Below are 13,401 nucleotides of genomic sequence, written 5' to 3' on the forward strand. Positions count from 1 at the left end.
CGCGCGCCACGGCAAACCGCAGTCCCCGCGCAGGGGCACCCGCGCCCTGGTGTTTGCGCGTGTCAGCCCATGGCGTCTCGCGTTCGCCGGGACGGCGGTAGAAGCGCCCTCGAAGACGCCAAGCCGCTCACTGCCCCTGCAACTGCGCAAGCCGCTGGCGCAGGCGCCTGGAGTCGGGCTTGAGCGCGATCATCTTCTGGACCTGCTCGATGGCCGCCTGGCGGTTTCCCATTTCGCGATAGACATCGGCCAGGCTGTCCAGGGCGTCGAGCGAGCTGGGATGGATCCGCGCGTTGAACTCCAGCACGGTCAACGCCTTGTCCGTCGCCTCGCGCTTGAGCAGCGCGCCGGCGACCTGTTCCAGCGGCTGACCGGGAAAGTCGTAGCGCCGCGGAACCGCCGCCCACTGCTGATCGAACCAACGCTTGAGCTGTTCCGCATCCAGGCGCTCCGCCTGCTGGTACAGGTCCCAATGCACGGACATGCGCAGCGTGGGGCGCGGCTGGCCCGCCAGGATGGCCTCCACCGCGTCGCGCGCCGCCTCGACACTGTCGTCCTGGGAATTATTGGTGAGCATCACGATCTGAATCCCCTGTTCGGGCAGCAGGGTCAGGTCCGACTTGAAGCCACGCCAATCCCCGCCATGGGTCACCATGGGCTGGCCAAGCGCGGAGTTCACCAGCTTGAAGCCGAAGCCGTACGGCACCGTGCTGCCATCGGATAGCCTGGCCGGTGTCGTGGCCAGCGCCCAGTTCGCCTTGGACATCGCCCGGCCTTGCTGGAGCGCGTCGGCCCACCGCTGCAAATCGTGCGTGGTGGAGTAGATGTCGCCTGGGCCGACGGGATAGAAGTTCGGGATTTGGTCGAACGGCTTGCGACTGCCGTCCGGCCGGACGATGAAACCCCACGCGCGTGGCTGGATCTGCGCCTCGTTGCCCGGCAGGCGCACGCGCGTATGCGTCATGCCCAGTGGGGCGAAGAACTCGCGCTGCAGAAAATCGGCGTAGTCCATGCCCGCGACATGGCCGACGATCTGCGCCAGCAGGATGTAGCCGGTGTTGCTGTACTCGAACGCAGCGCCGGGCGCGAACCGCAGCGGCGCCTTGTGTTCGACCAGCAGCGCGACCGCCTCATCGCCCCGCATCGGCGCGGTGACCTCGCCCCGCTTGAACATCTGCGTGTACGTCGGGAAGACATCGGGGACCCCCGAGGTGTGGGTCAGCAGCTGGCGCAGGGTGATGTCGGCATGGGGTAGCTGCGGCAGGTACTTGATGGCCGGATCATCCAGCGCCAGCTGGCCGCGGTCGGCCAGGCGTAGCACGGCGGCAGCCGCGAACTGCTTGCTGACCGAGCCGATGTCGAAGGCATCCTCCACTGTCAGCGCAACCTGCGCGCTGGCATCGGCCTCTCCCAGGGCGCCCTGATAGACGACCTTGCCGTGCTGCGTGACCAGGAAGCTGCCATTGCAGACCCTCACGGCATGGCAGTTCTCGAAATAGCGCGCGACCTCGGCAGACCGCGTGGAGCCCGCGTCGGGCGCGCGCGCGAACACGGGCAGGACCGCACAGGACAGCGCGACAACGGCCAGGCGCGGCATGCGCTGAGCCAGCTTGCGTAGAGCATCCATCGGAGTTTCCTCTGTTTTTCTGTACTACTACAATTAGTACAGCTGGGATAAAATAAAGACGCCTGCCGATGCAGGCGCCGTATCGATCGGCCAACCATGCTGGACAGCCGTCCAAGCCAACTGTACTATTTGTACTAGCACACTTCAACAGGAGCGACGACTTGGCCCGTACCGCAGCGCTGATGATCCAGATCGCCACCGGCGACCCGCGCCCCATCGTCCGCCAGATCACCGATGCGGTCCGCATGCGGATTGCGACCGGGGAGCTGGCCCAAGGCCAGCAGCTGCCCAGCGTGCGCGGGCTGGCGCAGCAACTGACGATCAATCCCAACACCGTGGCCAAGGCCTACGCCGAGCTGGTGTCCGAAGGCTGGCTCGATGCGAGGCAAGGCATGGGCTTCTATGTCGCCCCGCCCCGGCAACGGCTCTCCGATGCCGAGCGCGAACGCCGGCTGGACGAGGCGGTGGCCACGTTCGTCAACGATGTCGTCCCGCTCGGGCTGCCGGCCAAGACCGTGCAGCAGCGCATTGCCGATGCATTCGAGCGCGCGCTGCCGCGCAAGCGTGCGTGATGGAGACTTCTGACCATTTTGACGCCACGGACGGCGCACACGATCTGGCGATCGAAACGACGCAGCTGAGCAAGCGCTATGGCGACAAGTTCGCCTTGGACGGGCTGGAGCTGCGCATCCAGCGCGGACGGATCCACGCCATGGTGGGCGCCAATGGCGCGGGCAAGTCCACGCTGTTCCGCATCCTGCTGGGCTTTCTCTCGCCCAGCGGCGGCCAAGCGCGCATCCTCGGCCGCGACAGCCAGCGGTTGACGCCGGGCGACCGGGCCAGGATCGGGTTCGTCAACGAAGAACACACGCTGCCGGGCTGGATGCGGGTCGAGGAGATCACCGCGATGCAGCGCCGCCAGTATCCGCAGTGGCGCCAGTCGGTCTTCGACGAGGTGATCGGCCATTACCGGCTGCTGCCCACGCAGAAGATCGCCCAGCTCTCGCGCGGCGAGCGCGCGGGCTTCAACCTGGCCCTGAGCCTGGCCCAGTGCCCGGAACTGCTGATCCTGGACGAGCCCACGCTGGGCCTGGACGTGGTCGCCAAGCGCGCCTTCCTGGAATCGCTGCTGCATACCAACGCCATGGAAGACCGCACGGTGATCTATTGCTCGCACCAGATGGAAGAGATCGAGCGCGTCGCCGACAACCTGATCCTGCTCGAGGACGGCAAGCTCAGGCATATGTCGGCGCCGGAAGGCTTCTGCGAGCGGGTCACCTATTGGATCGCGGATGTTCTGTTCAAGGGGCCGCCGCACGAGACGATCCCCGGCCTGATGGAAGCGCGCAGGCTCGATGGCCTGCACCACTACCTGGTACTCGACCAGGGCGAGACCTTCGCCGAGTTCCTGCGCGCCGCGGGCGCCCGATCGATCAATGCCATGCCGGTCAGCCTGGACCGCGCGGTCAACGCCTTCCTGTCCATGCGCCACGCGGCGCCGCCCGCGCACTGACGCCCGTCCTGGAGAAACACCATGTGGAGCCTGTTCAAGGTCGAATGCCTGCGCTTCCGCACCTGGGCCCTCATCGCCGCAGCCGTGCACCTGTGCGCGCTGGGATTCGGTAGCCGCATGCTGGATCTGGCACAGCAGACCCTGCCCATCTATCGCGGGATCGGTGCCGTCTACGCGCTGGCGGGTGTGCTGCTGGGTCTATATCAGATCGGGGGATATCGGCGCGGGAGTCACTGGGTCACGCTGCTGCATCGCCCGGTGCCGCCAACGCGGATTGCGCTCACGCTCTGCGCTGCGGCGGGGGTGGTGCTGCTGGTCGCGATCGTGCTGCCGACGTTGTTGCTTGCCGCCTGGCAGCAGGGCACGACCGCGCGCGTGGTCGACCTTCGCCATTGGCTGCTGCCTGGCTCGGCATGGCTGGTCGCGCTGGCGGGCTATCTCGCCGGTGCCTTCTGGGCGTTGCGCGGCATGCGGCTGGCGCTGGCGGCCGCGGCGCTGTTGGTCTGGCTCGTGTTCACCGATGCAACCGGCGTGGCGATGTTGGTGCTCGAGCTGCTTGCCGTGGCCTGGCTGCTCGCCCTGGTGCTGTGCGCGTTCAAGCCCGATGTCGAGGCGACGCCGCGTGGACCTTGGGCCAACGCACTGCTCGCGCTGCCCTTGAGCGCGGGTGCCTATCTGGTCGCGATGCTGGTGCTGTTCGGGGTGGAATTCCTGTGGATCGCGCAAGGATCGCATCCGCTCAACATGGCCGTTCCGCCTCGTGGGGGCCATACCGAGGTGGAGAAGATGGAGCCGCGTGCGCGCATGCTCCGGGCGCTGCGCGAGGCGATGCCCGCTGATGTCGACCGACTGGAGGCGGCAATCAAGGCGAGCAAGCCGCAGGGCCTGGCCGCCCGCCTGCGCGAACAGCCACAGCGCGACGCGTTGGGCAACCTCACGCCTTTGCAGTTCGACGATCCGGCACGCCACGTCCGCTGGACCTTCAGCCACGACCGCATGCGTCTGGTCGGCGAGAACCTGCTCAATGGACGCGCCGTTGGCATGCTGGGCGTTGGATCGGGCGGTGCCGCCTTTCCGCACGTGGCCGTGCCACTCGGCCACCTGCCCGGTTTGCCCGAAGACGACGCGGTGCTGCTCGCGGGCGATACCTTGTACCGCTACGACAGCGCGGGTCAGGTCATCGTGCCCTGGCTGGGCGTGCGCGCGGGCGAGCTGATCGCCGGGGTCGGCGCTGTCGGCCGGCGTTGGGTACTGATGAGCGACAAGGCGCTGTATGTGTTTCGCACAGGTTCGGCCGGGGCGCGGGGCCCCACGCGCATTCCCTTGCCCATTCCCAATGCACGACTGAGCAACCTCGACATGATCGCGCTGAGCGACGGCGTCCTGGTCAGCCTGGTGTCCTCTGAGCTGGCGCATACCGAGGACGGCGCGCGCCCTGCCCTGTTCCTGCTGCGCGGCTTCGACGACGGACGGCCGGCCGTGCTGCATGCCAGCCCCCTGTCGTTCGACTATCCCGCCCTGCACCGCTATCGAAGCTGGTGGCCTTCGCCAGCGCTGCACACTGCAGTGAAGCAAGCGCAAGCACTGTTCGCGCCGCCCTCGCCGCTGTCCGCTGCAAAGCCTGCTCCGACTCCCACGCCCATCGCGGTCCTGGCCGGGTGTCTCATGCTGGCGTCGGCTGCGATGGCGGTCTATCGCGCGCAGCGTGGCGGGCTGACCGGCCCGGCGCGGCTCGCATGGACCCTGTTCTGCGCGACCCTCGGGCTGCCGGGACTGGTGGCCATGCTGCTGATGACGCAACGCACGTGGCGTCGCGATTGATCCGCGAGGTCAGCGGACGGCAGACCGCGCAGCACGCCGCGACCCGCATGTCACCCGAGACGCGCTGACTTCGAAATGTCCGGAAGGGTTCGCCGACTGAGACGACACTAGGTAGGTTTCTTTTGAGGCCTGTTCTCCGTGGCGCGCGAGCTGCCTGGCCGTGACCCCACGTGGCTTGCGATATTCACCAGGCGTAGCTGGACGTTGGCGTGTGTGCTGCCTCGGTGTCATGTGCCACCGACATCGCCTCGGCGACCACGTCCTGCGGGAAGCCCAAGCGCGCCAGCATCCGGATCGCGTTGCGGGCCTGCGCCGGGCCCTGGCGCAGGCGGTAGTCGAAGTAGCCGTCCACGTCCGGGTCCTCCTGGAAGTGGTACAGCGCATAGCGCGCGCCGAGCAGCGCCTGCAGTTCCACATCGTGCGTGGTCACCAGCACCAGCGCACGTTCGCCCAGCGCCTGCAGCACGGCCTTGACGATGGCTACGCGCTCGACCGTGTTGGTGCCGCTGAAGGGCTCGTCCAGCACGATCAGGGCACCTTCGTTGCGCGCGGCCTGGTCCAGGAAGCCGCGGATCGCTTCGATCTGGGCGAAGTAATGGCTCTTGCCCGAGGCCACCGCGTGATGCCCCTGGATGGAGGCCACCACCGGCACGCGCGGCAGCACCGCGCGCGTGGCCAGGCAGAAGCCGGCGGTGCGGCCGAGGATGGCGTTGATGGCCAGCATCTTCACGAAGGTGGTCTTGCCGGCCATGTTGGAGCCGGTGACCAGCGCCGAACTGCGCACCAGCGCCACGCTGTTGGGCACCGCCTCGCGCAGCAGCGGATGGCGGCCTTCGACGATCTCCAGCATCGGCGTGTCAGCCAGCGTCGGGGCGCAGTGCTGCGGATGCAGGACCAGAGCCGAGGCCAAGGCGATATCGGCATCGATGCCACCGACCAGCGCGAAGCTGGCATGCAGCCGATGGCGCACGCGGGCGAAGCGTTCGAAGGTCCACAGGAACACGATCAGTTCCAGCAGGAAGCACACGTTCAACACCAGCGTGACCTGCGGTGGAACCCAGTTGAACATGTCGGCCAGCAGCAGCTTGCGGCGCACGCCATCGCGCGCGGGACGCTCGGCCAGCAGCTGGTGCTGCATGGGCAGCTGCGGCCGCCGCGCGAGCGCGTCGGCGGTGCGCATCAGGCGCACGCAGCCATTGAGTCCGGCCACCTCGCGTTGCTGGCGCCCGCTGTAGCGGTAGAGGATCAGCAGGTTCACCGGGATCAGCGCGGCCCAACACCACAGCGGCAGGCCGCAGGCCACCACCGTGACCAGCCAGTCCAGTAGGCACGCGCTCCACAGGCTGATCCAGCCGCGCCGGGTCGACGGTTCCAGGGACGCGGCGTGCAGGGTATCGGCCACGTGCGCATGGAGCGGGTCCTGTATGCGCAGCAGGTCGCGCTGCAGGCGCTCGCGCAATGCTGCGTCATCGACTAGGCGCAGATGCACCGCATGGCGGGCCGCCAGCGCGTCGGCGTCGTCCTCAAAGGTCCGCAGGCGCCGATACAACACCTGGCTGCCCAGGGGCGTGACCGTGGTGTCCAACTCGGCGAAGACCTGCGGCAGTTCCAGGTCATCCCAGGTCCGGTCATCGACATGCGGGCCCTGCCCGCGCACCCGCGCGAACCAACGCCCGGCCAACGCCGCGTGCTTGCGGCCTGGCTGGCCCCAGGCGGCGCGGCGTTCGGCATGGGCAAACCGCTGTGGGAACACCAGATCCAGCAGCGCGCGCGCTCACATGCCCGCCACCTGCGTCACATGCCCCCATCGCCGCATCGTCCGTTCTCCGCATCTGCTGAAGCCGCCGATCGGAGACGACGTCCCGATAACCGCTGCACGGAGGAGATAGGCACGCGTCCGCGGATTTCAACGCCAGGTTGCGCGGGGCGACGCACACTGGGCTGATGCCGATGCCTGAAGACCCATGCGCGGTTCGATTACAGCGCCGGCGAGCACGGGCCAAACCCAGCGCGCCGTGGCGCCCGGCACGCCGCCAACCCGCCGTCAGGCTAATCGGCTCGGGTCGGTGGCTTGTCGTCCCTGCCTAAAAGCAGGCGCGCCTGCGTGCCCCAGCCGCCGATGAAGACATCATCGCGTCCATCGCCGTTGAGGTCGCCGACAGCCATGCTCCAGTGCCGGCCGATCGTCTGCGCCGGCATTGCCTCGCGCGTGAGGTCGCTGAAATTCCCCTTGCCGTCGTTGAGGTAGGCGCGGGCCTGGAGCGGCTCGAAGCCGGGCACCTGGATCGCGCCGACGATGAGATCCAGATCGCCGTCGTGATCGATGTCGAGCACCGCGCCACCCCAGCTCGAGAACCGGTTAGGCGGCAGTCTGGCCGCGGTCTGGTCCCTGAAGCGACCGTGGCCGTCGTTGACCAGCAGACGCACCTGCGGGTCCTTGTCCCATGCCTGATTGTTGCTGGTCAGGTTGAACAGGACCACGTCCGGCTTGCCATCGCCGGTGGCATCGAAGAGATGCACTTCGCGGGTCTCCATCGGGGTCAGCAGCTGCAACCGACCGGAGGCATCGGTGAAACGGCCCTCGCCGTCGTTGAGCAGCAACCGGCTTGGCGGCGTCTCGTTGGCCAGGATCATGTCCAGGTCGCCGTCGCCATCCAGGTCCGCCAGGCCGACGCCCTGCGTGCCGTCATCGTCGCGCGGCAGGTGTGTCGCAGTGGCATCGATGAAGTGGCCGGGCGCGGCCGGATCGTTGAGCCACAGGAAATCCTGTCCGGAGACGGCGGGCTGACCGGGTCGGGTCTCCTTCGAGTTGCCGACCACGATGTCCGGCAGGCCATCGCCATTGACGTCGCCTACCGCCAGGCCATTGGCCTGGCTGCGCGCGGGAAGCCGGTCGCTGGCATCGATGAAGCTGCCGTCACCGCGACCGAAAAACAGCTGGTGGACGTGGTCGTCCTCGGCGACGAAGACCACATCGGGCAGGCCATCGCCGTTGAAGTCGGCGCTGCGCACGTGTTCGTTGTCGTGCGGCACCTGGCCCAGGGCGCCCTGCTTCCAGCTGAGGTGTCCGGTGCCGTCGTTGAGATAGAGCCGATTGGCGCCGTTTTCGACCGCCACGGCCACGTCCAGGTCGCCATCCTGGTCCGCATCGAACAGGGCCGCATCCAGCGCATGGAGGTCCGGCGCGATCGGCACATGGGCCGCGGTCACATCCACGAAGTGGCGTGAGACCGCCTGCGGCCCCGGCGCGTCAATGGGCGCCTGTTGCGCCAGCGCGGCTTGCGAAACCGCGCAGGCCAGCAGCAGGCCGGCCGTCGCCTGGCGCCGAAGGCGGATGCCAGGGTCGTTCGATCTGGGAAGCGCCATGTCGGATGTCCTAGACGAATGGAAGCGCCAGTCTAGGCAGACTCGCCTCACCGCGCTGTCAGCGCTTTCCCGGCGTCCCCCATCTGCGCCGATCCACGCAGAGAGGCCCGGCGTGTACCGGGCCTCTCTGCGTCCGACCAGTGACAACCGCGCCTATGCGTCCTCGCTCTTGGCCGCCAGTTGCTCGCGGATCTGCGCATCGACCGCGGCGATGGCGGTCATGTTGAGCACGCGACGCGGGGTGGCACTGGTGGTCAGGATGTGCACCGGCTTGGAAATGCCCATCAAGATCGGCCCGATCGCCACGCCGTCGGTGAACACGCGCACCAGGTTGTAGGCGATGTTGGCCGCCTCCAGGTTGGGCAGCACGAACAGGTTGGCACGGCCCTTGAGCGTCCCATTGGGCATGATCTGCTTGCGCAGCACCTCGTCCCAGGCGGTGTCGCCCTGCATCTCGCCATCGACGTTGAGGTCGGGCTTGCGCTTGAGCAGCAACTCGCGCACCGCACGCATCTTCAGCGCGTCCTTGGAATCGTGGCTGCCGAAATTGGAATGCGACAGCAGCGCGATCTTGGGCTCGATGCCGAACAGCTTGAGGCGATAGGCCGCCTGCAGGGTGGCCTCGCACAGCTGCTCGGCGGTGGGATCGTCCTGCACGTGGGTGTCGACGAAGAAGAACGTGCCCTGCTGGTTGATCACCCCGGTCATGGCCGAGGTGGAGGTCACGCCCTTTTCCAGCGGGATCACGCTGCGCGCGTAGCCGAGCTTCTTGTGGAAGCGGCCGACGATGCCCGAGACCATCGCGTCGGCCTCGCCGCGGGCCACCATGACCGCGGCGATCAGGGTCGGACGCGAGCGCATGAGGTTCTTGGCCGCCGCCACGGTGACGCCCTTGCGCTCGGTCAGCGCATGGTAGGTCTGCCAGTACTCGTTGAAGCGCGGATCGTCGTTGATGTTGGTGACTTCGAAATCCTGGCCCGCGGTCAGGCGCAGGCCCATGCGCGCGATGCGCTGCTCGATGATCTCCGGACGCCCGATCAGGATCGGGAAGGCCACACCTTCGTCGACCACCGTCTGCACCGCGCGCAGGACGACTTCCTCCTCGCCCTCGGCGTAGACCACGCGCTTGCGGTCCGCGCGCGCCTGGTCGTACACCGGCTTCATCATCAGGCTGGTGCGGTAGACGAACTGGCTGAGCGTCTCGCGATAAGCCTCCATGTCGGCGATCGGGCGCTCGGCGATGCCCGAGTCCATCGCCGCCTGGGCCACGGCCGAGGACAGCTCCACCAGCAGGCGCGGGTCCAGCGGGCGCGGGATCAGGTACTCAGGACCGAAGCTCGGCGTCTCGCCGCCGTAGGCCGCGCCCAGGTCGGAGGCCTCGCGCCGTGCCAGGGCGGCGATGGCCTTGACGCAGGCGACCTTCATCGCCTCGTTGATGCCCGTGGCGCCCACGTCCAGCGCGCCGCGGAACAGGTAGGGGAAGCACAGGACGTTGTTGATCTGGTTGGCGTAGTCCGAACGCCCGGTGCCGATGATCGCGTCCGGACGCGCGGCCTTGGCCTCCTCCGGCATGATCTCCGGGTTCGGGTTGGCCAGCGCGAAGATGATCGGCTGCGGCGCCATCGAGCGGACCATGTCCTGGGTCAGGATGCCTGGCGCGGAGAGCCCCAGGAAGATGTCGGCCCCCTCGACGATCTCGGCCAGGGTGCGCTTGTCGGTGTCGCGCGCGTAGCGCTGCTTGTCCGGGTCCAGGTCGGTACGGCCGGTGTGGATCACCCCGTCGCGGTCCAGGGCCAGGATGTTCTCGGGCTTGAGGCCCAGCGAGACCAGCATGTTGACGCAGGAAATGCCCGCCGCGCCCATGCCGGTAGTGGCCAGCTTGACCTCTTCGATCTTCTTGCCGGTGACCACCATGGCGTTGAGCACCGCCGCGCCGACGATGATCGCCGTGCCGTGCTGGTCGTCATGGAACACTGGGATGTTCATCTTCTCGCGCAGCGCGCGCTCGACGATGAAGCACTCCGGCGCCTTGATGTCCTCCAGGTTCACGCCACCGAAGGACGGCTCCAACGAGGCGATGATCTCGACCAGCTTGTGCGGGTCCTTCTCGTTGATCTCGATGTCGAACACGTCGATGCCGGCGAACTTCTGGAACAGCACGCCCTTGCCTTCCATCACTGGCTTGGAAGCCAGCGGGCCGATGTCGCCCAGGCCCAGCACGGCGGTGCCGTTGGTGATCACCGCCACCAGGTTGCCGCGCGCGGTGTACTTGCTGGCCAGCTTGGGATCGGCGGCGATCTCCTCGCACGCATAGGCCACGCCCGGCGAATAGGCCAGGGCCAGGTCGCGCTGGGTGATCATCGGCTTGGTCGCGGTGACCTTGATCTTTCCCGGCGGATGCTGGCTGTGGTAGTCCAGGGCGGCTTGCTTGAATTCTTCTTTGGACATCGGCGTGTGGGCAGTGAGGTCGCTGGGACGCAGGAGTTTACCGCCGCGCCACGGCGCGGCCGGAGGGCGGCGGCCCGTGCGTCCCGTCTCCCGGGACGCACGACCGCCCAAGCTGAATCAGAACACCACCTGCGCGCGCAGGCCCACGGTATTGCCCGAATCCGGGCCCCGGTAGCTGCCGACCTTGTTGTCGGTGCTCCAGTGCACGACGTTGAACATCAGGCGCGACCAGTTGGTCAGGTACCAGTTCACGCCCACCGTCCAGGCATCGCCCTCGCCGCCGCGGGCGGTATCGGTGTAGTCGTAGTCGTCGTAGCGGGCCGCCAGCTCGAACGCGCCCCAGCCCCCGTCGGTGACCGGGTTGAGGACCTTGGTAGTGCCCCACACGCCGGAGCGGTCGGAAAAGCCAGGCTTCTCGCCGGTGAGCAGCCAGCCGGCCGAATAGCTGCTGGCCTTCTGGTCGCGCGAGGCCTCGGTGGAGGAGTTGATGGTGCGCACGGTGGTCTCGGCGAACGCCCAGCCGCTGCGCCACACGCCGCCCAGCTCCGCGCCCCAGGCGTGGTCGTTGGTCGGATCGGAGATGGAACTGGCCGAGATGCGCACCTCGCCGTTCCAGCCCAGCGCAACCGGGGAGGTCTTGTTGATGCTGGTGACGTCGCTGCCCAGGTTCTCGTACCAGTACCAGCCGCCGACGTGCATGAAGCCCGACGCGCGCTTGATCGGATTCCAGTGGACGCGGGTCAGGTAGGCGATGGTGTCGTTGGCATCGCTGTCGTTGCCGGCGTCATCGCCGGTGACCGCCAGGCTGGCGTGCCAGTTGTCGCCATAGACCTTGGTGGTCAGGCCCAGGCCGAAGAAGCCGCTGTCCATGCCGCCGACCGAGGCCACCGCGTTGCGCTCCATGAACGGCGTGGTGGTGCCACCGGTGGCGCCGTCGATGCTGCGATCCTTGAGCTTGTTACCGATGTAGAACTCGGTGGGCAGGCCGCCGATGCGGGTGTCGTAAGAGGCGTAGATTTCCTTGAGGCTGACCGAGTTGCCGGCGAAGTCGGCTTCGATCTTGTAGCCCAGCGGGCCCATCTCGCCCTCCGCGCCCAGGCGCGCACTGGCGAAGTCGGTGCCGGTGATGTTGCGCGCGTCGTAACCCGAGCCGTGGGTGCTGGAGAAGTCCATCAGCACGCGGCCACGCGGATGGAAGGTGAACGTGCCGTCGGCCGACTTGAACTCCGGGCCGCCCTTGCGCCAGCTGACGTTGCCGTTGCCGCCGGTGCCCTTGACCGCCATCTGCGCGACCTGCGCCTTGAGGATGGCCAGGTCATCGTCCTGGCGGGTGTCGGCCACGGCCGCGGCGACCTGCGCCTGGGTACCGGTGGCGGCATCGGCCGGGGCCGGCGCGCCCTGCTCAAGCGCGGACAGGCGCGCGTTCATCGCGGCGATCTGCTGTTGCTGCTGGGCGATCTGCTGGGCCTGCAGCTCGACCATCTTGCGCAGTTGCGCCTCGGTGGCCGCGTCGGCGGCCAGGGCGGGAAGGGAGGTGGCGCCCAGTGCGACGGCCACGGCCGCGGCCAGCGCGGAGGATCGGATCGGATTCATAAGGTGTCCCCGGTGAATGGGTGAAAGAAGAAGCGCGCGGCTCATTCGCCGGCGGCGTCGGCGCCCGCAGCGGTGGGCGTGCCGCCCAGGAAGCCGTGCATCCGCGCCCAGGTGGCGAACAGGCGCGGCCACTGCGCCGGCTCGGTGCCCGGCTTGCCCAGGCCCCAGCTGTGACCGCCGGTCTCGAACAGGTGCAGTTCCACCGGCACCTTGGCCTGGTGGGCGGTCTGGTAGAGCAGCAAGCCGTGACCGACATCGACGATGGGATCGTTGACCGCCTGGGCGATGAACACCGGCGGCATGTCGGCACGCACGTGGTCTTCCACCGAATAGGCGGTCTGGTAGTCGGGCTGGGTGGAGACCTCGCGCGAGGTGCGGGTCTGGTCCAGCGGCGGCTTCACCGACACCACCGGGTAGAGCATGGCCAGAAAGTCCGGCCGCGAGGACAGGGTGTCGGCCGCGTCCACCGGCGCGTAGAAATCATGATCCCAGCGGGTGGCGGTGATCCCGGCCAGGTTGGCGCCGGCCGAGGAGCCCATCACGCCGATCTTGTGCGGGTCGATGCCCCATTCGGCCGCGTGGCTGCGCAGCAGGCGCATGGCGCGCTGGCCATCCTGATACGGCGCCTCGGCCTTCCAGCCATCGTTGGGCAGGCGGTAGTACAGCACCGCCGCGGTGGTGCCGGTGGCCGCCAGCCACTGCGCCATGGGGCGCGCGGCCGTGCCGATCTGGATGCGGAAGTAACCGCCGCCGCCCAGGACCAGTACCGCGCTGCCGTTGGGCTTGGCCGCACGGTAGATCTCCATGCGCGGATTGGAGATGTTGCGCACTGAACCGGTGGCGCTGCCATCGGTGCCGACCTGCTCGGGTCCGTGGGTGACTTGCGGCAGCGTGCCGGCCGGCCACAGTTCGAGCGTCTGCGATGGCGCGGCCTCCTGCGCCGCGGCGATGCCCGGAATGCAGGCAAAAGCAAGGACCAACCGGGCCGCCAGGCCCAGCTTACGTGTGGATTGCATGGTGATGTTCTCTCCCA

Annotated in this window: 9 protein-coding genes; 3 read left to right on the forward strand and 6 right to left on the reverse strand. The window is 67.9% G+C overall.

Annotated features, from left to right (window positions below):
• Positions 1 to 127: 127 nt before the first annotated feature.
• On the reverse strand, positions 128 to 1,627 hold the full coding sequence (locus ACORQU_RS05450) for a serine hydrolase domain-containing protein (protein ID WP_491643826.1): 1,500 nt from the start codon (positions 1,625 to 1,627) through the stop codon (positions 128 to 130).
• 161 nt (positions 1,628 to 1,788) lie between these two features.
• Between ACORQU_RS05450 and ACORQU_RS05455 the strand changes: the two genes are divergently transcribed.
• The 3 genes from ACORQU_RS05455 to ACORQU_RS05465 are packed head-to-tail and all read left to right on the forward strand — an operon-like array spanning position 1,789 to position 4,961.
• Complete coding sequence (locus ACORQU_RS05455; protein WP_491643827.1) at positions 1,789 to 2,199, forward strand: GntR family transcriptional regulator; 411 nt, start codon at positions 1,789 to 1,791, stop codon at positions 2,197 to 2,199.
• Positions 2,199 to 3,140 (forward strand): ABC transporter ATP-binding protein, encoded by a 942-nt coding sequence (locus tag ACORQU_RS05460; protein WP_491643828.1) that lies wholly within the window; start codon positions 2,199 to 2,201, stop codon positions 3,138 to 3,140. The genes ACORQU_RS05455 and ACORQU_RS05460 overlap by 1 nt, the downstream gene beginning before the upstream one ends.
• 21 nt (positions 3,141 to 3,161) lie before the next feature.
• Positions 3,162 to 4,961, forward strand: coding sequence for a hypothetical protein (locus tag ACORQU_RS05465; RefSeq protein ID WP_491643829.1), 1,800 nt, complete (start codon positions 3,162 to 3,164; stop codon positions 4,959 to 4,961).
• Between the two features lie 184 nt (positions 4,962 to 5,145).
• Here the strand turns inward: ACORQU_RS05465 and ACORQU_RS05470 are convergent, their stop codons facing one another.
• From ACORQU_RS05470 to ACORQU_RS05490, 5 genes are all read right to left on the reverse strand, one after another.
• Entirely contained in the window at positions 5,146 to 6,714 is a 1,569-nt protein-coding gene (locus ACORQU_RS05470) for a MutS-related protein (RefSeq protein WP_491643830.1), read from the reverse strand.
• A gap of 296 nt (positions 6,715 to 7,010) precedes the next feature.
• Positions 7,011 to 8,327: an FG-GAP repeat domain-containing protein gene (locus tag ACORQU_RS05475; protein ID WP_491643831.1), complete on the reverse strand. Its 1,317-nt coding sequence runs from the start codon at positions 8,325 to 8,327 to the stop codon at positions 7,011 to 7,013.
• Positions 8,328 to 8,480: 153 nt separating this feature from the next.
• Positions 8,481 to 10,775 (reverse strand): NADP-dependent malic enzyme, encoded by a 2,295-nt coding sequence (locus tag ACORQU_RS05480; RefSeq protein WP_271648357.1) that lies wholly within the window; start codon positions 10,773 to 10,775, stop codon positions 8,481 to 8,483.
• Between the two features lie 117 nt (positions 10,776 to 10,892).
• Positions 10,893 to 12,368 carry an OprO/OprP family phosphate-selective porin gene (locus tag ACORQU_RS05485; RefSeq protein WP_491643832.1) on the reverse strand — a complete coding sequence of 492 codons (1,476 nt, stop codon included), beginning with the start codon at positions 12,366 to 12,368 and terminating at the stop codon, positions 10,893 to 10,895.
• Between the two features lie 41 nt (positions 12,369 to 12,409).
• Positions 12,410 to 13,384 carry an alpha/beta hydrolase gene (locus tag ACORQU_RS05490; protein WP_491643833.1) on the reverse strand — a complete coding sequence of 325 codons (975 nt, stop codon included), beginning with the start codon at positions 13,382 to 13,384 and terminating at the stop codon, positions 12,410 to 12,412.
• Positions 13,385 to 13,401: the final 17 nt, after the last annotated feature.

This window comes from Pseudoxanthomonas sp. JC1303, assembly GCF_058448525.1.